General features: G+C 66.0%; 15 protein-coding genes. 8 read left to right on the top strand and 7 right to left on the bottom strand.

The window, feature by feature from the left end:
• Window positions 1-1,326, top strand: a complete 1,326-nt coding sequence (locus I6F36_RS18225) for an MATE family efflux transporter (protein WP_225171898.1) — start codon at window positions 1-3, stop codon at window positions 1,324-1,326.
• Window positions 1,327-1,428: 102 nt separating this feature from the next.
• Here I6F36_RS18225 and I6F36_RS18220 read toward each other — a convergent pair whose 3' ends face one another.
• Both I6F36_RS18220 and I6F36_RS18215 read right to left on the bottom strand, forming a co-directional pair.
• Window positions 1,429-2,526 carry a quinone-dependent dihydroorotate dehydrogenase gene (locus I6F36_RS18220; RefSeq protein ID WP_225171897.1) on the bottom strand — a complete coding sequence of 366 codons (1,098 nt, stop codon included), beginning with the start codon at window positions 2,524-2,526 and terminating at the stop codon, window positions 1,429-1,431.
• Window positions 2,523-2,867: a DUF952 domain-containing protein gene (locus I6F36_RS18215; RefSeq protein WP_225134324.1), complete on the bottom strand. Its 345-nt coding sequence runs from the start codon at window positions 2,865-2,867 to the stop codon at window positions 2,523-2,525. The genes I6F36_RS18220 and I6F36_RS18215 overlap by 4 nt, the downstream gene beginning before the upstream one ends.
• A gap of 291 nt (window positions 2,868-3,158) precedes the next feature.
• Between I6F36_RS18215 and I6F36_RS18210 the strand changes: the two genes are divergently transcribed.
• Window positions 3,159-3,815 carry a helix-turn-helix transcriptional regulator gene (locus I6F36_RS18210; protein WP_225112998.1) on the top strand — a complete coding sequence of 219 codons (657 nt, stop codon included), beginning with the start codon at window positions 3,159-3,161 and terminating at the stop codon, window positions 3,813-3,815.
• A gap of 9 nt (window positions 3,816-3,824) precedes the next feature.
• On the opposite strand, the gene I6F36_RS18205 is transcribed toward I6F36_RS18210, so the two are convergent.
• From I6F36_RS18205 to I6F36_RS18195, 3 genes are all read right to left on the bottom strand, one after another.
• Window positions 3,825-5,468 (bottom strand): lysine--tRNA ligase, encoded by a 1,644-nt coding sequence (locus I6F36_RS18205; RefSeq protein ID WP_225171896.1) that lies wholly within the window; start codon window positions 5,466-5,468, stop codon window positions 3,825-3,827.
• A gap of 389 nt (window positions 5,469-5,857) precedes the next feature.
• Window positions 5,858-9,286, bottom strand: a complete 3,429-nt coding sequence (locus tag I6F36_RS18200) for a tetratricopeptide repeat protein (protein ID WP_225134322.1) — start codon at window positions 9,284-9,286, stop codon at window positions 5,858-5,860.
• Between the two features lie 369 nt (window positions 9,287-9,655).
• Window positions 9,656-10,243, bottom strand: coding sequence for a PadR family transcriptional regulator (locus I6F36_RS18195; protein ID WP_036020538.1), 588 nt, complete (start codon window positions 10,241-10,243; stop codon window positions 9,656-9,658).
• A gap of 195 nt (window positions 10,244-10,438) precedes the next feature.
• Here I6F36_RS18195 and I6F36_RS18190 point away from each other — a divergent pair, with 195 nt between their 5' ends.
• Genes I6F36_RS18190 through I6F36_RS18175 form a run of 4 tightly spaced genes read left to right on the top strand, consistent with a single transcriptional unit; the run spans window position 10,439 to window position 16,152 of the window.
• A complete protein-coding gene (locus I6F36_RS18190) occupies window positions 10,439-10,825 on the top strand; it encodes a nuclear transport factor 2 family protein (RefSeq protein WP_036020541.1) in 387 nt (128 codons plus the stop codon).
• A 39-nt stretch (window positions 10,826-10,864) separates the two neighbouring features.
• Window positions 10,865-12,655 carry an acyl-CoA dehydrogenase C-terminal domain-containing protein gene (locus tag I6F36_RS18185; protein WP_225171895.1) on the top strand — a complete coding sequence of 597 codons (1,791 nt, stop codon included), beginning with the start codon at window positions 10,865-10,867 and terminating at the stop codon, window positions 12,653-12,655.
• A gap of 55 nt (window positions 12,656-12,710) precedes the next feature.
• Window positions 12,711-13,919, top strand: a complete 1,209-nt coding sequence (locus tag I6F36_RS18180) for an acetyl-CoA C-acetyltransferase (RefSeq protein WP_225171894.1) — start codon at window positions 12,711-12,713, stop codon at window positions 13,917-13,919.
• Window positions 13,920-13,938: 19 nt separating this feature from the next.
• Window positions 13,939-16,152: an FAD-dependent oxidoreductase gene (locus I6F36_RS18175; RefSeq protein ID WP_225171893.1), complete on the top strand. Its 2,214-nt coding sequence runs from the start codon at window positions 13,939-13,941 to the stop codon at window positions 16,150-16,152.
• Window positions 16,153-16,281: 129 nt separating this feature from the next.
• Here I6F36_RS18175 and I6F36_RS18170 read toward each other — a convergent pair whose 3' ends face one another.
• Window positions 16,282-16,626 (bottom strand): hypothetical protein, encoded by a 345-nt coding sequence (locus tag I6F36_RS18170; RefSeq protein ID WP_225171892.1) that lies wholly within the window; start codon window positions 16,624-16,626, stop codon window positions 16,282-16,284.
• A gap of 393 nt (window positions 16,627-17,019) precedes the next feature.
• Window positions 17,020-17,328 (bottom strand): hypothetical protein, encoded by a 309-nt coding sequence (locus I6F36_RS18165; protein WP_225171891.1) that lies wholly within the window; start codon window positions 17,326-17,328, stop codon window positions 17,020-17,022.
• A gap of 608 nt (window positions 17,329-17,936) precedes the next feature.
• Here I6F36_RS18165 and I6F36_RS18160 point away from each other — a divergent pair.
• Both I6F36_RS18160 and I6F36_RS18155 read left to right on the top strand, forming a co-directional pair.
• Window positions 17,937-18,431, top strand: coding sequence for a MarR family winged helix-turn-helix transcriptional regulator (locus I6F36_RS18160; RefSeq protein ID WP_035996519.1), 495 nt, complete (start codon window positions 17,937-17,939; stop codon window positions 18,429-18,431).
• Between the two features lie 99 nt (window positions 18,432-18,530).
• Window positions 18,531-19,901: a glutamate--cysteine ligase gene (locus I6F36_RS18155; protein ID WP_035996529.1), complete on the top strand. Its 1,371-nt coding sequence runs from the start codon at window positions 18,531-18,533 to the stop codon at window positions 19,899-19,901.
• Window positions 19,902-19,940 lie beyond the last annotated feature (39 nt).

The raw sequence follows: 19,940 nt of genomic DNA, 5'->3' as shown, positions 1-19,940 counted from the left end.
ATGCACGCACCCGTCCATCACCGCGTCGGTAGCCGGCAGGTCTTCGCCATTGCAGGTCCGGCGATGGTCGCGAACCTCACGACGCCGCTGATCGGCGTGGTCTCGACCACCGCGATCGGGCGGCTCGACGATGCCGCGCTGCTCGGCGGCGTCGCGATGGCCTCCGTCATCTTCGACTGCCTGTTCTGGTTGTTCGGCTTCCTGCGCATGAGCACGCTCGCCTTCACCGCGCAGGCGCTCGGCGCGGGCGAGACGCGCGAGCAGACCGTGATCCTGGTGCGCGGTTTCATCGTCGCCGGCCTGATCGGTGCGGCGCTGATCGTGCTGCAGCTGCCGCTGGCAGGCGCACTGTTCGACCTGATGGGCGGCAGCGAGGGCGTGACGCAGGCCGCAAAGACCTATTTCATGACCAGGATCTGGTCCTCGCCCTTCGCCTTCGCCAATTACGTCATCCTCGGCTGGCTGGTGGGGCAGGCCCGCGCCAATCCGGCCCTTGCGCTCCAGGTCGTCATCAACCTCATCAATATGGTGGCGACCATCCTGCTGGTGCTGGTCTACGACACCGGCATTGCCGGCGCGGCGATCGCCGCGCTTCTGTCCGAGACGATCGGCTTCATGCTCGGCGTGATCGTGTGCAGGCGCCATGCGCTCGGCGGTTTTGCCATACCTCGCGCAACGCTGTTCGATCGCGACAAGCTGATGCGGCTCCTGGCGGTGAATACCGACATCCTGATCCGCACCGCGGCGCTGATCGCCGTGTTCCTGTTCTTCACCGCCAAGGGCGCGCGGGCCGGCGACGTCACGCTGGCCGCGAACTCCGTGCTCAACAATTTCCTCCTGGTCAGCGCCTTCTTCCTCGACGGCCTTGCCAATGCGGCCCAGCAGCTTTGCGGCCGCGCCTTTGGCGGCCGCGACGCCAAGGGATTTGCGGATTCGACCAGGCTGGTGCTGCTCTGGGGGCTCGGCTTCGCAATTGTCGTCGCCGTGCTGTTCGCCGCGTTCGGCCCTCACATTATCGACGTCATGACGGCGAGCGAGGACGTCCGCCGCGCCGCGCGCGAGTTCCTGCCCTTCATCGTGCTGGCGCCGCTCCCCGGCGTGTTCGCCTTCGGTTTCGATGGCATCTATGTCGGCGCGACCTGGGCGCGGGAGATGCGCAATCTGATGCTGCTCTCGCTCGCGATCTTCTTCGCCGCCTGGCTGGCGCTGCAATCGTTCGGCAATGCCGGCCTGTGGAGTGCGCTGATCGCGTTCTACGTCGCGCGCGGCGGCTTGCAGGGCGCGAGGTATCCGGCGCTGTACCGGGCGACGTTCGTGAAGCCGTAGAAGAACCGTAGCCCGGATGGAGCGCAGCGTAATCCGGGGGCCTTCGTACCCGCCGATAAAATCCCGGATTGCGCTGCGCTCCATCCGGGCTACGCAGCCTCGCTACATCCCCGGCCAGTCTTCCGCCGTGAGCGTCGCGGCGTCGGCGCCTACGATCTCGGAGAGCGAATCCCGCCCCGTTCGCAACAGCGTCGACGTCAGGTCACGCTTGATTTCCTCGACGAGGCCGAGGCCCTTGTAGACCAGCGACGAATAGAGCTGGATCAGGCTGGCGCCGGCGCGGATCTTGGTCAGCGCGGCGCCGCCGGAATCCACGCCGCCGACGCCGATCAGCGGGAATGCGCCCTCGACGCGCACATAGGTTTCCGCGACCATGCGCGTCGACAGACGGAACAGCGGCCGGCCGGACAGGCCGCCTTGTTCCTTCGCCCGCGTCTCGTCACGCAACGTGCTCGGCCGCGCGATCGTGGTGTTCGACACGATCATGCCGTCGACCCGGCGCGAGCGCGCGACATGGACGACGTCGTCGAGCTGGGCGAGGCTCAGATCCGGCGCGATCTTGAGCAGCACCGGCGTGTCGCCGGCCTTCTGCCTGACACGCTCGCGGGCCTCGATCACGCGCGCGAGCAGATCGTCGAGCAGCGCGCCTTCCTGCAGGTTGCGCAGGCCCGGCGTGTTCGGCGAGGAGACGTTGACGGTGAAATAGCTCGCCACCGGCGCGAAGGTCTCGATCAGCTTGACGTAGTCGCCGACGCGGTCCGGCGAATCCTTGTTGGCGCCGACATTGACGCCGACGATGCCGCCGTGCTGCGCGCGCGCGGCAAGCCGGCGCAGAGCCGCCTCCGCGCCGTCATTGTTGAAGCCCATGCGGTTGATGATCGCCTCGTCGCGCTCGAGACGGAAGAGCCGCGGCCGCGGATTGCCGGCTTGCGGCTTCGGCGTCACCGAGCCGATCTCGACGAAACCGAAGCCGAGCCGCAGCAGTGCGTCGGGCACCTCGGCGCTCTTGTCGAAGCCCGCGGCCATGCCGATCGGATTGGGAAAGTTCAGCCCGAAGGCGCGCACCGCGAGCTTGGGATCATCGGCGCGCGGCTTGACCGGCGGCAGGAAGCGCAGGCCCTGGATCGCGAGGCGATGCGCGTCCTCGGGATCGAGCCAGCGCAGCACCGGCAGCGAAAAGGCGTCGAAAGCGCGGATCACGGCAACAGCTCCGGAACATCGTGACTGCCGTCAGAGCGCGTGTTGAGGTTCATCACCGCCAGGACCGCGCCGAGATCGAGCTCGCCATAGAGATGAGGGAAGAGCTCGTCATTGCGCGAGCGTTCCCAGCGCAACTCGCTGCCGAGCGCGTCGCCATCGACCTCGACCAGGAACAGCGCGCGCTGCCCGAAATAGTGCTTGCGCAGGGTCTCGGGAACCTGGGCCGCGGTCGAGAAATGGATGAACCCGTCGCGCGCGTCATCTGCGCTGCCCCGGTAGACCCCCTGCCGTTCCGCCTCGCGCCAGGCCGAGGCCGGACAGATTTTGTAGATCTTGACCACCGCTACCGCAGCCTTGTTTGTTCTTTGAGTCTCTTGGGTTTTTTCGCTTTTCGCGGGTCCTCGAAACCCGGGCGCGACCGTAAAGGCCGCCCCTTCCGAACTCAAGGCTTAGAGCCTTTTCCGCGCCGATGAAATCGGCACGGGGCTCCAGATTCCCGTTTTGCGCGCTTTCCTGACGCGAACGCTACCCGTTTCGTTTGCGAACGCCGCCTCGGTCGCCTCTTGCGCGAAAAACGGAAAACCGGTTGATTTGAGGACAGTTTTCCTGAGTTGCGACGGGCTGGGCCTTCCATGGTCAGACAGGCCAAAGCGCAGAGGATGCTGACTCACGACCAGATCTGGGCCGCGCTGGACCGGCTGGCGGCGCGCGCCGGACTGTCGCCGTCCGGCCTTGCCAAGCGTGCCGGGCTCGACCCCACCACCTTCAACAGGTCCAAGCGCGTCACCGCCGACGGCCGCGAGCGCTGGCCCTCGACCGAATCGATCGCAAAAGCGCTGGCGGCGGCCGACGCCTCGATCGACAGCTTTGCGAAGCTGATTGATGACGACGGTGGAAGCGGCCGCGGCTCGGTGCCGCTGCTCGGCTTTGCACAGGCCGGAATGAGCGGCGCCTTCGATGAGGCCGGTCTTCCAACCGGCAGGGGCTGGACCGAGATCGCGCTTCCGATCGGAGAGGACGGTCAAGTCTTTGCGCTGGAGATTTCCGGCGCTGCGCTACTGCCTGCCTATCGCGACGGTGACATCATCCTGGTCTCGCCTGCGGCGCCGATCCGCAAGGGTGATCGCGTGGTGGTCAAGATCAAGACGGACGAGATCACGATTGCGACCCTGAAGCGCCGCACGGCAAAGACCCTGGAGTTGGCGCCCCTCGATGCGTCACAGGCGGCGCGAACGGTCGCGGCGAGCGATGTCGCCTGGGTTGCGCGGATCCTCTGGGCGAGCCAGTGATGGCGCCGCTCACGCACTCCTCGCCAGCGCGCCGTCGATCATGTTGACCGCGTTCTGCACGCCGTAGACCGCGACGAAGGAGCCGAAGCGCGGGCCCTTCTCCTGGCCGAGCAGGACCTGGTAGAGCATGTTGAACCAGTCCAGCGTCACGCCCGGGCGGCCGTCCTTGCCCTTCTTGACCTGGTCGAGGAACGGCTCGCGGCGGCCGATCTCGTAGACGACGTTCTGGATGTCCTCGGCGGATGCGTCCTGCGCCAGCTGCGACAGCGCATCGCGCAAATCCTGCAGCGCGGCGCGCTCGCTGTCCGTGGGTACGCGGAACTGCTTCGTCGGCGCGACGAAGTCGCGATAATAGTTGATGGCATAGCCGACCATCGCATCCAGCTTCGGACGCGTCTGCGGACTCACGCCGGGCCGATAGCGGCCGATGAAGCCCCACAGCGTCTCGGCGTTCTCCGCGTTCGACGACGACACCAGCGTCAGGAGCAGCTGGAAGGTGACGGGCATGTCGCCCGTCGGCGGCCTGCCGTTGTGGATGTGCCAGACCGGATTGCCGAGCTGCTGCTTGCCATCCTGCTTCGGGAAGCCGTCGAGGAATTGCTGGTAATCGTCGACATTGCGCGGGATGACGTCGAAATACAGCCGCTTGGCCGCCTTCGGCTCGCGATACATGAACAGCGAGAGCGATTCCGGCGAGGCGTAGCGCAGCCATTCGTCGATGGTCAGGCCGTTGCCCTTCGACTTCGAGATCTTCTGGCCCTTCTCGTCGAGGAAGAGCTCGTAGTTGAAGCCTTCCGGCGGCGTGCTGCCGAGCGCTCTGGCGATCGCGCCGGACAGCTTCACGGAATCGATCAGGTCCTTGCCCGCCATCTCGTAGTCGACGCCGAGCGCGACCCAGCGCATCGCCCAGTCGGCCTTCCACTGGCACTTGACGTTGCCGCCGGTGACGGGCGTTTCAACTTCCTGGTTGGTATCGGGATCGACGTAGGTCACCGTGCCCGCCGCGACGTCGCGGCGGATCATCGGCACCTGCAGCACGACGCCCGTGGTCTTGCTGATGGGCAGGAACGGCGAATAGGTCGCGCGGCGATCCGGGCCCAGCGTCGGCAGGATGATCGCCATGATCTTGTCGTAGGCGGCGAGCATCTTCAGCAGCGTCGCATCGAAGCGGCCCGACGTATAATAGTCCGTCGAGCTCGCGAACTCGTAGTCGAAGCCGAAATGATCCAGAAACGCGCGCAAGCGCGCGTTATTGTGCGCGCCGAACGACGGGTACTCGTTGGAGAATGGATCCGGCACCCGCGTCAGCGGCTTGCCGATATGAGCGGCCAGCATCTCCTTGTTCGGAACGTTGTCGGGCACCTTGCGGAAGCCGTCCATGTCGTCGGAGAACGCCAAAAGGCGCGTCTTGACCTTGTCCTCGGTGAGCACGCGGAAGGCGTGGCGCACCATCGAGGTGCGCGCCACCTCGCCGAACGTGCCGATATGCGGCAGGCCGGACGGACCATAGCCGGTCTCGAACAGCACCTCGTCCTTCGGGCTTTTCTTCAGCCGCGCGACAATGGCCTTCGCCTGCTCGAACGGCCAGGCGTTGGATTGTTCGGCGAGCGCACGCAACTCGCTCGGGTTTGCGGCTAGATCAATAACGGACATCAGGGGCCTCCGGGCCGCGGAAAATAGCGATTTCCCGGCAGAATGCAAAAGCTGCGAGGTAATACCCCCAGCCGTCTACCGGTTGCGGTTGAGGGCCATCGGATAGCGTGCGCAGAATGCAGCGGCATCGGCAGTGGGCTCCCTCCCCCGCTTGCGGGGGAGGGTTGGGGAGAGGGTGTCTCCGCGTCGGGATTGTTGAGATAAACTGAAGATGTCCCTGCGTGGCGAGAGCCCTCACCCGCCGCGCTCTGCGAGCGCGTCGGCCTCTCCCGCAAGCGGGAGAGGCGAAGCAAGCCCGCAGACAGTCCTCGTGAAATCAATATGCGAGAGCCCAGCCGTGCGGGACGATGCATCGCATCGGCCGGCAGGTGGATTGAATGCGATGCGGCTCAATGCGCCGCTGAGGCCGAGCGTTTCGTCGCCACTTGCTTGGGAGCCGGCTTCGCGCTGGCTTGCGGTGCGCTGTCCCAGCCGCCGTTCGGGGTCGCAACGTTGACGGCATCGTCGGGCTGCGGCTCGGCGCTGAAGGTCTGGATCGCGAGCTTGGCGGCCGCCAGCGATTGCGGGTCGAGGCGCTTGGCGACGTCGTCGCGCTTGCCGGCGGCATCCGCATCGCCCTGGGCAGCTGCCAGGTTGAACCATTTGTAGGATTCGGCGAGGTTCTGCTCGACGCCGATGCCGCGGGCATAGAGGATGCCGAGGTTGAACTGGCTGTCGGCGACGCCGCGATCGGCCGCTTTCCGGAACCATTGCGCCGCGCTCTTGTAATTGGCGCCGCGACCGCCGCCGTCGGCATCGAGCACGGCGAGATTGTGCATCGCCTTGGCGTTGCCGCGCTCGGCGGCCTGGGTGTAGTAGCGGCGCGCGATGTCGGCGTCCTTCTTCACCCCTAGGCCCTTTTCGTAGAGCGTGCCGAGGCGGAAGATTGCGGGGACGACCCCGGCCTGCGCCGCGCGGTCGTACCACTTCGCCGCTTCGTCGTAATTCGTGGCAACGCCCTTGCCTTCGGCAAAGCGCACGCCGATCTCGTAGGCCGCGGTCGCATCGCCCTTCATCGCGGCGCTGCGCAAGGCCGGGCCGCCGATGCCGTCAGGGAGCTTCTCGCTCGGCGGCACCTGAACGACGCCGAGCTTGGCGCGACTCGTGCCCGACAGCGCGCCGGTGACGTCGCTTGAGGCCGGCGGCATCGCCGCGGCAGGCGCTTGCGGGATCTCAACGGAGGCCGAGCTGCCGGAACCGGGAAGAGGCGCCGGCGCGGCATTGTTCTGCGATTGCCGTCCGATCGGTGTCGGCGACGTCATCGACGGGGTGATCTGCTCGGGCGCGGCTGGCTTGGTCTCGACCGGCGGCGCCGCTGGCTGCGGCGCCGGCTCGCTCGGGATGTTTTGCATCGCCTGCGGCGTCGGTGACGAGCTGCCGCCTTCGAGCAGGTTCATCGCCATCTTGAAGGTGCCGAGCACGATCACGACCACGCTCGCGCCGACCAGCAGCGAGCGGATTTTTGAGGTGATGGTCGAGCCGCCTTCCTGGCCCTTCTCCTTGGCGCGGGCGATCGCGGCCTTGGCGCCGCGGGCCGGCTTCTCGGGCGGCTGTGCGGCGGCGGCTTGCGCCGCGCGGCGGGCGGCGGCGATGAAGCTCGACGACGACACCGGCTCCTTCGGCGCGGCGGCAATTCCGCTGATCGCGTCCTCGGAGGCGGCGATGCGCTCCGACGGCGTGGCGAGGCGTCCGCCCGGCCGTGTGCCCGGCTCGAGCGGGTGATCCGGCGGCAGTTCCGGCGCGAGTGCAGCGCGCGCCGTGTGCGGCTCCAGGATCTCGCTGATCGCGCGCGGGGGAACCGGCGGCGCCGCCGGCACGGGCGGCGGCGCGGCGGGGGTGGCGGCGTGGAACTCGCGCGGTGCGGCGACGAAGGCAGCCGGCGGCGCCTGCGCGGCAGCTGGATTGGGCAGCTCGGGCTTCGGATCGTATTTCGGCGGCTGTGCTGGCGGTTGCGGCCGCGGCTCGCGCGCCATCGGCGCCGGCTCCATCGCCGCCGCCATCGGCATCGACATCGTCTGTGGGGCGGGGGGAGGCGGCGCGGTGCGCACCGCGCGCAGATCGCCCTCGATCATCGAGAGGCGATCGACGACGTGACCAAGCGCGCTGTGGACGGCCTCGAGCGAGTCCTGGGTGTGCCGGTTGGTCTCGGCCTGACTGAAGCGGATGTCGGAGAGCTCGCGCTTGACGAGGTCGACCATGCCGGAATCGGGCGGCGGCGCGGAGCTGCGGCTCTCGGCGAGGGCCGCATAGGTCGCCTGCTGCCGTTCCAGGTGCCTGAGGATGTCGTGCAGCCCGTCCTCGACGCGGCTCAAATTGCCGTTGCGCGGATCGGCGGCGGCCTCGATCCGCTCCAGGAGATAGGAAACACGCTGCTCGAGATGGGCGAAGGTCGAGGCGGAATCGTTGCCGACCTGCATGCGGTCGAAACGGTCCGACAGCGCGCGGATCGCAGCTTCGAGATGCTCGGTGCTCTCGGACGGCTGCGGCCGCTCGCGGGTTTCCAGCGCCGCCGTGAGCGCCGCGATGCGCTGCTCCAGCGCCGCGAAGCTGTCGCCATGGCCGGAGGCGCGGGTGATCTGGTCGACCTTGGACGACAGCAGCTGTACGTCTTCGGATAGCCGTGCCAGCGCCTCGTTGGAGGCGACGTTGGAGACGATGGCGCGCAGCGCGGAGATCGCGCCTTCGAGCTGCTGCACGGTCGAGGGATCGCCATTGGCGCGCAGGATCAGGTCGAGCTTGGCGCCGAGATTGCGGATCGCCTCGTCGTATCCGGTGAGCTGCTCGGCCGGCGTCAGCGTGCGCAGTACCTGCTTGATGTCGGACAGTGCGCGCTCGATGCCGGCAAGAACCTGCCCGTCGGTGCCGTTGGAGCGGGTCTCGTCGATCCGGCGGTGCAGCGAGCGGATCTCGTTCTCGATCGATTCGATCGCGCGCCGCGGCATCGCCTCGGTGATGGCGGCGCGGATTTCGGCCAGCTCGCTGCGGAAGGCGTTGATGGCCTGCTCGGTATTGTCGGGCCGCTGCAGCGATTCGATCTGGCTCGTGATCTTGAGCAGATGGCGCTCGAGCGCGGAGAAATCCGGCCCCGGCTGCGGTGGCGGCGGCGCATAGCCAGGGGCGGGCGGCGCCATCGGCGGCGCGCAAGGAGCCGTTGGCGCAAGCGGCGGCGCGGCACGCGGCGGCATCTGCCGCGGCGCAAAGCCGTCGAGCTCGCTCTGGCGCGCGGTGATCTCGGCGACCGCGACGTCGAACGAAGCCGGGCTCAGGGGTGGTGAGCCGCGATAGACCTGCGCGGCGGCGCGCTCGACGGCATCGGCCTGGCGCTGGCGCGTCTCGGCCGGGGTGGGGCGAGGGGCCTGCGGCTGCGGCGCTTGCCGCTGTGGACGGGAGATCTGCGACAGGCGCGCGTCGAGCCGCGAGATCGCATCGTTGAGCTGGCGCGCGACGCCCTGCTCACGCGAGACGTCTGGTCGTGAGGAGTCTTGTCTTGAGGAGTCTTGGCGCGGCGCGGGTTTCGAGATCCGCTCGATCTGCTGGGTGATCGCGTCGAGCCGCTGGTGGATGTCGGCGACTTCGCGGCTCTCCTGACTCGGTCCTTGGCTCGGCACGTGCTGCGGACGCTGATCGTAGGATCCGCGGAAGTTGGGCGGGGCAGTATCGCCGAGCGTGGAGTTCAGCCAATCGTTGAGCGACATGCCGGCACGGCGCGCAGCAGCCTCGGCCCGCTCCCGGACGGATGGATCGATGCCGTCGACACTCCACGATACGCGCGAATTCATGACTCTGTCCGGTTCCGACTTCGGCACCCCACCCCGGCGCCTCCAGCTTCCCCACGCGTGCCGGTTGCAAAGACAATCGAATTTGGCGCGGGTCGTCTGCCTCGAAAACCGACTTTTTCCTGTTACGGTAAATAACGAGTTAAGGAATGCGGCGTGGCTGTCTTAAAGTTGGGCGGCGGGAACTGGGGGCGGTGTTGTGTCGCGCATCCGGGCCCCGAAACAAACCGGTGTCATGCCCCGCGAAGGCGGGGCATCCAGTACGCCGCGGCTCCTCGGTTCTAGCCGCGCCGTCTCTGGAATACTGGATCGCCAGCCTTCGCGGGCGATGACAGCGGGGAGGCGGAAAGGGCTCGCGTAACGTCGGCGCCCTCAGCCCTTCTCGCGCTTGCCATCCTCGATCGGCACCACCGTCGCCTTGCCGCTCATCGCCGACAGCGCTTCCAGCGCCTCCTCGCAGAAATCGGCCACCATCTGCTCGTGGCGGGCGCCGAGCTGGAGCAGCAGCAGATTGCCGAGATCGAGCCGTCCCTCCGCCGTGCCGTCGGGAAAGCGCTTCTTCAGGATGCGCTCGTAATTGGCGTGGCGGTCGCGGTGGTGCTCCAGGCGGGCCATCAGGTCGGTGCGCATGGGCTCGATGTCGATGCTGTCGAGCGCATGCAGCCGCACCAGGAGGTCGTCCTTGATCGAGGGCGGCGTGCTTGGCCGCGCGGCCCAGTGCCGCAGTGCTGTTCGGCCCTCGGGAGTCAGCGTATAGATCAGTTTATTGGGCTTGCCCGACTGCACGACCTCGCGGCCCTGGATGTAGCCGCGGTCCCGCAGCTTGGAGAGCTCGCGGTAGATCTGCTGATGGTCGGCCTTCCAGAAGAAGCCGATCGAGGAATCGAACGTCTTGGCGAGTTCGTAGCCCGTCATCGGGCGTTCCGTCAGGCATGCGAGGATTGCGTCGCCCAGTGCCATGACCGGCCCCCTTCTTTAGGTTTGACCAAGTTGCTTGACTTTATGCGCATCGGCGCATATGCGTCAATGTGCATATGAGGCAGCGTGCAGGCGGGCCACAGGCCCGACTGAATAATCAAGTGAAATCAATCTCCTCGCTACTGTGCATGGGGTTGTTTTCGCACTTTTGCCCTTAGCCTAGGGAGGCACCTGAGAATGACCGGCCTCGATTCCTGGTACGCCTACATGAAGTCTCACGACCGCACCGCGCTCTGGGACCTCCTGCATCCCGACGCCGTGTTCGAAAGCCCCGTCGTGCATACGCCGCAACGCGGCCGCGACATCACCTTCAAATACCTCTCCAGCGCCGAGAAGGTGCTCGGCGGCCCCGGCTTCACCTATGTCGGCGAGTGGCGCAGCGACAACGGCGCGGTGCTCGAATTCAAGAATGTCATCGACGGCATCGAGATCAACGGCGTCGACATCATCAGCTTCGATAGCGAGGGGCGCATCACCCACTTCAAGGTGATGGTGCGTCCGCTCAAGGCGATCAACATGCTGCACCGCCTGATGGCGGAGCAGCTTGCCGCCGCCCAATCATAAGCCCAACATCCTCCTCAAGCCCCATGCCGGGAGACCACTATGCCGATCTATAAAGCCCCCGTCGAAGACGTGAACTTCCTGCTCAACGACGTCTTCCAGATCGATCGCTACGACAATCTCGCCGGCTTCTCCGATGCGTCCAGCGACGTGCGCGAGGCCATCCTCGGCGAAGCCGCCAAGCTCGCCGAAGAGGTGCTGCAGCCGCTCAACCGCGTCGGCGATCTCGAAGGCTGCAAGCGCGCGGATGATGGCAGCGTCGCCACGCCGAAGGGGTTCAAGGAGGCGTTCAAGCAGGTCGCCGAGGGCGGCTGGCTCGGCCTTTCGGCGCCGACCGAATATGGCGGCCAGGGCCTGCCGGTGACGCTCTCGCAAGCCGTCAACGAATTCCAGATCTCTGCCAACATGGCGTTCTCGATGTATGGCGGCCTCACCATGGGCGCGACCGCGGCGCTCTTGGTGCACGGCACGCCCGAGCAGAAGAAGACCTACGTGCCGAAGATGGTGGCCGGCGAATGGACCGGCACCATGAACCTCACCGAGCCGCATTGCGGCACCGATCTCGGCATGCTCCGCACCAAGGCAGTGCGGCAGGCGGACGGCAGCTTCAAGATCACGGGCACCAAGATCTTCATCTCGGCCGGTGAGCACGACTTGGCCTCCAACATCATCCACCTCGTGCTCGCCCGCATCGAGGGCGCGCCGGCCGGCATCAAGGGCGTGTCGCTGTTCGTGGTGCCGAAGTTCCTGGTCAACGCCGACGGTTCGGTGGGCGCGCGCAACGGCGTCGTCTGCGGCTCGATCGAGCACAAGATGGGCATCCACGGCAATTCGACCTGCGTGATGAACTACGACAACGCCACCGGCTGGCTGATCGGCGAAGAGAACAAGGGCATGCAGGGCATGTTCGTGATGATGAACGAGGCCCGGCTCGGCGTCGCCGTGCAGGGCCTCGCGCAGTCCGAGGTCGCCTACCAGAACGCGGTCGCCTATGCCCGCGAGCGCATCCAGGGCCGCGCGCTGTCAGGCGTCAAGGCGCCGGACAAGCCGGCCGACCCGATCATCGTGCATCCCGACGTGCGCCGCACGCTGCTCTCGATCCGCGCTTTCAACGAGGCCGCCCGCGCCTTCGTGATGTGGACCGCGCTGAAGAGCGACGTCGCCCACCGCTCCGAAGACCCCAAGGATCGCCAGGCCGCCGATGACCACATGGGCTTGATGACCCCGGTGCTGAAGGGCTTCCTCACCGATTACGGCTTCGCCAACGCGGTCCAGGCGCAGCAGATGTATGGCGGCCACGGCTACATCGCCGAGCAGGGCATGGAGCAGTTCGTGCGCGATGCGCGCATCGCCATGATCTACGAAGGTGCCAACGGCATCCAGGCGCTCGACCTCGTCGGCCGCAAGCTGCCGCGCGACGGCGGCCGCGCCATCATGGCCTTCTTCGGCGAGGTCATGGCCTTCGCCAAGGAGAACGGCGGCGACGAGGCGCTGAAGCCCTTCATCGCGCCGCTCTCAACCTCGCTCGGCCATCTGCAGCAGGCCACCACTTGGCTGATGCAGAACGCGATGGCAAAGCCCGACAATGCCGGTGCCGCCGCAACCGATTACCTGCATCTCTTCGGCTTCGTCGCGCTCGGCTACATGTGGGCGCGGATGGCCAAGGTGACGAATGCCAAGATTGCCGAGAGCGGGGCGACGCCCTATCTCTCCACAAAACTCGTCACCGGCCGCTTCTTCATGGAGCGGATGCTGCCGGAGACCGCCGCCAATCTCGCGCGCATCCAGGCCGGTTGCGCCACCATCATGGAACTGCCGGCGGAAGCTTTCTGAGCCTGCTTCCGCTGCCTGCTCCCAATCGTACCGAACATCACATCAGGAGGGCGTCATGCCTGAGGCATTCATCTACGACCACGTTCGCACCCCGCGCGGCCGCGGCAAGGCAGACGGCGCGCTGCACGAAGTCACCGCGCTCGCGCTTGCGACCGTGCCGCTGAAGGCGCTGAAGGACCGCAACAACCTGCCCGAGGATTCGGTCGATGACGTCGTGCTCGGCGTGGTCGATCCGGTTGGCGAAGCCGGCTCCGACATCGCGCGCTTCGCGGCGCTGAAGGCCGGCCTCGGCGAGGCCGTGCCCGGCGTGCAGATCAGCCGCTTCTGCGCCTCCGGCCTCGATGCCGTGAACTTCGCCGCAGCGCAGATCATGAGCGGCCAGCATGAGCTCGTGATCGGCGGCGGCGCCGAGTCGATGAGCCGCGTCGGCATCGGCGCCTCCGGCGGCGCCTGGCCGATGGATCCTTCGATGGCGGTGCCGGCCTATTTCATGCCGCAGGGCGTGTCGGCCGACCTGATCGCCACCAAGTACGGCTTCTCGCGCGACGACGTCGACGCCTACGCCGTGCAGAGCCAGCAGCGCGCCGGCAAGGCCTGGGACGAAGGCCGCTTCAACAAATCCGTGGTGCCGGTGAAGGACATCAACGGCCTCACCATTCTCGCCAAGGACGAGCACATGCGCCCCTCGACGACGATGCAGTCGCTGGCGCAGCTGCAGCCGTCGTTCACGATGATGGCGCAGATGGGCGGCTTCGACGGCGTCGCGATCCAGTCGCACCCGGAGATCGAGCGCGTCAACTACGTGCACCATGCCGGCAATTCCTCGGGCATCGTCGACGGCGCCGGCGCCGTGCTGCTCGGCAGCAAGGAAGCTGGCAGCAAGTACGGCCTGAAGCCGCGCGCCAAGATCCGCGCATTCGCCAACATCGGCTCGGAGCCGGCGATGATGCTGACCGGTCCGGTCGACGTCACCGAGAAGCTGTTCGCGCGCTCCGGCATGAAGAAGTCGGACATCGACCTGTTCGAGCTCAACGAGGCTTTCGCCTCGGTCGTGCTGCGCTACATCCAGGCCTTCGACATCGACAATGCCAAGATCAACGTCAATGGCGGCGCGATCGCGCTCGGCCACCCGCTCGGGGCGACCGGCGCGATGATCCTCGGCACCGTGCTCGACGAGCTCGAGCGCGCCAACAAGTCCACCGCCCTGGTCACGCTGTGCATTGGCGGCGGCATGGGCACCGCGACCATCATCGAGCGCGTCTAAGGGTTGAGGAGCAACCAACATGTCGTACAAGAACTTCAAGGTTGAGACCGATTCCGACGGTATTGCGCTCGTCACCTGGGACATCCCGGGCCGCTCCATGAACGTGCTCGACGAGACCTCGACCAACGAGCTCGAGGCGATCGTCAAGGCGACCACGGCGGATGCCGCGGTGAAGGGCATCGTCATCACCTCGGCCAAGGAAGCGTTCTGCGCCGGCGCCGACCTGTCCATGCTCGAAGGCATGAACCAGGCCTATGCGAAGGTTTTCAAGGAGCAGGGCGAGACCGCGGCGAACCAGATGCTGTTCGACCAGAGCCGGCGCTTCTCGCAGGTGCTGCGCGGAATCGAAACCTCAGGCAAGCCGTGGGCGGCGGCGATCAACGGGCTCGCGCTCGGCGGCGGCTTCGAGATCACGCTGTGCTGCCATTATCGCGTCGCGGCGGAGAATCCCAAGACGCGCCTCGGCCTGCCCGAGGTCAAGGTCGGCCTATTCCCCGGCGCCGGCGGCACGCAGCGCGTGCCGCGCCTGGTGCCGCCGCAGGACGCCATGACCATCCTGCTCAAGGGCGACCCCGTCACGGTCGACAAGGCCAAGGCGCTGAATTTGATTCACGCCATCGTGCCCGCAGCCGACCTCATCAAAGCCGCCAAGGACTGGATCAAGGGCGGCGGCAAGGCCGTCGCGCCGTGGGACGAGAAGGGCTTCAAGCTGCCCGGCGGTCCGGTGTTCTCCAAGGCCGGTATGATGATGTTCCCGGCCGGTAACGCGATCTATCGCCGCGAGACCTACGACAATTACCCGGCCGCGCGGGCGATCATGAGCTGCGTCTATGAGGGCCTGCAGCTGCCGATCGACGCCGCGCTGCGGGTGGAGTCGCGCTATTTCACCTCGGTGCTGCGCTCCAAGGAAGCGGCTGCGATGATCCGCAGCCTGTTCCTGTCGATGCAGGAGCTCAACAAGGGCGCGCGCCGTCCCAAGGATGTGCCCGCCACCAAGGTGAAGAAGATCGCCGTGATCGGCGCCGGCTTCATGGGCGCGAGCGTCGGCTATGTCTCGGCCCGCGCCGGCCTCGACGTCGTCCTGATCGATCGCGACCAGGAGAGCGCCGACAAGGGCAAGGCGCATGCCCAGAAGGTGATCGAGGAGCAGATCAAGAAGGGCCGCGCCAAGCCTGCGGACGCCGAAGCGCTGCTCGCGCGCATCACGCCGACCGCAGACTACGCCGCGCTGAAGGACGTCGACCTCGTCATCGAGGCCGTGTTCGAGGACCGCAAGATCAAGGCGGAGACCTTTGCCAAGGCGCAGCAATATCTGAAGCCTGATGTGATCTTCGCCTCCAACACTTCGACGCTGCCGATCACCTCGCTGGCCGAGAGTTTTAAGGATCAGGGGAAGTTCATCGGCATTCACTTCTTCTCGCCGGTCGAGAAGATGATGCTGGTCGAGATCATCCTCGGCAAGAACACCGGCGACGTCGCGCTCGCGACCGCGCTCGACTACGTCCGCCAGATCGGCAAGACGCCGATCGTGGTCAACGACTCCAGAGGCTTCTTCGCCAATCGCTGCGTCGGCCGCTACGTCGCCGAAGGCAACGAGATGTTCCTGGAGGGCGTGCCGCCCGCGATGATCGAGAACTGCGCCAAGATGGCCGGCATGCCGGTCGGCCCGCTCTCGCTCTCGGACGAGGTCGCGCTCGATCTCGGCCTGAACATCATGAAGGCGACCGAAGCCGATCTCGGCCCCAACGCCATCAATCCCGAGCAGAAGAAGCTGATGGTGGAGATGGTCGAGAAGCAGGGCCGGCTCGGCCGCAAGAACAGCAAGGGCTTCTACGACTACCCCGAGAAAGGCAAGGGCCAGAAGAGCCTGTGGCCGGGCCTCTCCGCGTTGCAGCCGAAGCAGCTCGACCCCGACACGCTCGATATCGAGGAGCTGAAGCAGCGCTTCCTGGTGGTGCAGGCGGTGGAAGCCGCGCGCACGGTCGAGGACCACGTCATCACCGATCCGCGCGAGGCCGATGTCGGCTCGATCCTCGGCTTCGGCTTCGCGCCGTTCACGGGCGGCACGCTGTCCTACATCGACTTCATGGGCACGAAGAAGTTCGTCGAGCTCTGCCACAGACTGGAGGCGAAGTACGGCTCGCGCTTCACCCCGCCGAAGCTGCTCGAGGAGATGGCCGCGAAGGGCGAGACCTTCTACGGCCGCTTCGCGCCGAAGAAGGCGGCGGCCTGACGAGAGGCTTGTAGCCCGGATGGAGCGCAAGCGAAATCCGGGAGCAGTCCTTCAACGCGAGAACCCCGGATTGCGCTTCGCTTCATCCGGGCTACGCAAATAAAGGCCGGATCATCGATCCGGCCTTCTTCATTTTCCGTCGCCGAACGGCGAGAAGGCGCGCCCTCCGACGACATCGTCGTCGAGACGGGCCTTCCAGCTGCCCTCGTCGCCGCGGCCGATGCGCACCTCGAAACGCCAGCCATTCCGGTTGGTGAAGGCGACGTCCGCGCCGCTCTTCGTCCTGGCGTAGCGGCAGGGATATTCGGTCGGCCGGTCCGGAAAGACGATCTTTCCTTCCCTGCTCTCGAACACGGCCGAGGTGATCTGCGGATGGATCATGAAGATGCAATTGCGTTCCGGCGCGACCGGCGTCGAGAGTCCGAGCATCGCCAGCGGCGCGCCCGCGGCGGTCATGAGGACGATCATGTTCATGGAGGCAATTTTCTCCTGGAGATGCTCCTTCGAGGTCGCCGCGGATCAAGTGGTTCACAAAAGGAAGGGCTGGATCATCGCTTGGGCGCTCTGCCTTGAGCCTTGTCACATCGATTGATGCGCTTTCGTCTCACCCCAGCACCCAATCCTCCACCCCAGCACCCAATCCTCCACCCCGGCCACGCTCGCTTCGCCCTGGCACCGCTCTTGCTGATGATCCACCGGATGGCCCATCGACATTGAAGGTGTCTCGCAATGATCCCCACGGTGTCTCAAGACAGCGCAGCCGGCGTTGCGGTAAGATACGCCCCCTTGTTGCTGCTGGATCGGCCGTGGCGCCGCCGCAGGCTCCTCCGGTGGCGCAGAAAAATTCCTTCGTGGTTTGGCCTGGTCTTACTCGTCCTCGTCTTTGATGTTGCGCTGGCCGTGCTTGCCTGGTTCGCCGTCGATCTCGTCCTGCACTGAAAGCTCACCTCTGTGCACGTAGAACGTCGCCGCCAAATAGGCGACCTGGCCGGCAATCAGGCAGCCGACGATGATTGGAACGCCCGTCCAGAATCCAAAGCCCGAGGTCTGAAGCACCGTCGCGGCAAGGATCGCAGTCGCCGGCGAGACCAGCAATAGAGTCCAGACTCGGAAGAATAGACCCGTCGCCAAGCCGGTGATTGCGCTCGCGAGCAGGAGGAGGATTACAGTCGTCACAATAGCTTTCCGGTCCGACGGTTAGCGTCCTGTCCCGCGCTGAAGTTGAGGCACAGGAGGATTGCTCTCACAAGGATGGCGACGTCCGCGGAGCGCAAAAGGCGGAGTTATTGTTAACCCGGACAATGCTCGTAAAATCCCCGTCAGCGCATCGCGAATCATCGGATTAGCGAATGACGCAAGCAAAGAGCCGAATCATCGGTCCGGCTCTTCGTCGACCCCGCCCGTTACGCTTCGCGAACGGCGGACCAGAGCTGATCGGAGATCATCTGGACAATCACTTGGCCTTCAGTCACGATCTGATTGCCGTCGAGGCCCAGCGCAGGGACTTGGCCCGAAGGAGGCCCCACCTTCAGATAATCCTCACCATTTCGGGCTTCTTTGCGCCGCTACCGACCTCGACCAGGCCACAGAGCGGGCTGGCCTCCAGGAGCACGAGGCGGGGACGGCGGGCACACACCGGGGAAACCATCCGGTTTCGAGGAATTTCCTTCCCCTGACGCTTGGCTCGGCCGAAAGAACGACTACATGCACCTGCTTGAAATAGTCAAGATTGATGCAGGTGCATCGAATGGAGTAAGAGACGGGCGACGAGCTTGAGCGGGACCATGAAACGCAAACCATCGACCGAGGCAACCGCCGCCTGGATCCGCCTGATGCGGGTGCAGAGCCGCGTGCTCGATTGCGTCGAGCAGGACTTGAAGAAGGCCGGCTTCCCACCGCTGGCCTGGTATGACGCGCTGCTCGAACTGTCGCGGGCGCCCTCGGGCGAGCTGCGGCCGGTCGAGCTCGAGCGGCAGATGCTGATCCCGCAATATTCGACCTCACGCCTGATCGACCGCCTGGTCGACGAGGGCCTCGCCTCGCGGCGCGAATGCAAGATCGACAAGCGCGGCCAGTTCGTCGAGATCACCGAAGCCGGCCGCGAGCTGCAGAAGCGAATGTGGGGCGCCTATTCGGCCGCGATCGAGAAATATGTCGGCTCGAAACTGTCGGACGCCGACGCCGTCAAGCTCAGCAATCTGCTCGATCGCCTGGGCTGCTCGTGCGGCGAGATGAAACTGCCGCCCGCGGCCGCCAACGAAACCATGCCATCGCGATGATCGCGCGGCAAACCCGCTCGCCCGTGCAACCGGTGGGTTGGCGGGCCGTCCCTGTCACCCGCGCGCGTTCGGTCGAAGCGCTTTTGATTAGAGTTTGATATGGCGCGAGACCAGATCGACATGACGCCGCTGCAATCACGCGACGAGCTCGTCGCGTGGTTCGAGGCCGGCTGCAAGGACCCGTCCGAGTTCCGCATGGGCACCGAGCACGAGAAAACGCCGTTCACGCTCGACGACCATCGTCCGGTGCCTTACGAGGGCGCGCGCGGCATCGGCGCGCTGCTCGAAGGCATGAAGCTCCTGCTCGGCTGGGAGCCGATCATGGAGCAGGGCAACATCATCGGCCTCTACGACGTCACCGGCGGCGGCGCGATCTCGCTCGAGCCCGGCGGACAGTTCGAGCTGTCCGGCGCGCCGGTCGAGAACGTGCACCAGACCCAGAGCGAGCTGATGGCGCACTTGGCGCAGGTGCGCGAGATCGCAACGCCGCTCGGCATCGGCTTCCTCGGCCTCGGCATGACGCCGTCCTGGTCGCGCGCCGATATCCCGGTGATGCCCAAGGGCCGCTACAAGATCATGACCAATTACATGCCGAAGGTCGGTCAATACGGCCTCGACATGATGTACCGGACCTGCACGGTGCAGACCAATCTCGACTTCTCCTCCGAAGCCGACATGGTCAAGAAGCTGCGCGTCTCGCTCGCGCTTCAGCCGGTCGCAACTGCACTGTTCGCTAATTCACCGTTCACCGAGGGCAGGCCGAACGGCTTCCTCTCGTTCCGGTCCGAGATCTGGCGCGACACCGACAATGCGCGCGCGGGCATGATGCCGTGGGCGTTCGAGGACGGCATGGGGTTCGAGCGCTATGTCGATTATGCGCTGGACGTGCCCATGTATTTCGTCAAGCGCGGCGAGGAGTACATTGACGTCTCGGGCTCCTCGTTCCGCGCCTTCTTCGACGGCCGCAACAACAACCTTCCCGGCGAGCGTCCGACCTTGTCGGACTGGGCCAACCACCTCTCGACGATCTTCCCGGAAGTGCGGCTCAAGCGCTATCTCGAGATGCGCGGCTCGGACGGCGGCCCGTGGGGCCGCTTGCCGGCGCTGCCGGCGTTCTGGGTCGGGCTGCTCTACGACGATGCCTCGCTCGATGCCGCCTGGGAGATCGTCAAGCACTGGAGCGCGCATGAACGCCAGGCCCTGCGCGACGACGTGCCGCGCATGGGCTTCAAGGCGCGGATCAAGGACCGCTATCTGTTCGAGATCGCCAAGGAATGCCTCGTTCTTGCCCATGCCGGCCTGCGCCGGCGCGGCCGGATCGACCAGCTCGGCCGCGACGAAACCCGGCATCTCGAGCCGCTCGATCGCATCATCGATTCCGGCCGGACGCCGGCCGAGGAGATGCTGGATAAATTCAACGGACCCTGGAAGGGTTCGGTGGAACCGGCCTACGCGGAATACGCGTTCTAGACCTCTGAAGCCGGGCACCGAGGATTCAGTCGTTCATCG

The sequence above is a fragment of the Bradyrhizobium sp. BRP19 genome (assembly GCF_020194195.1).
Classification (GTDB): Bacteria; Pseudomonadota; Alphaproteobacteria; order Rhizobiales; family Xanthobacteraceae; genus Bradyrhizobium; species Bradyrhizobium yuanmingense.
Note: the sequence above shows the minus strand (reverse complement) of the source record. Positions and strands in the feature narration are given on the sequence as shown.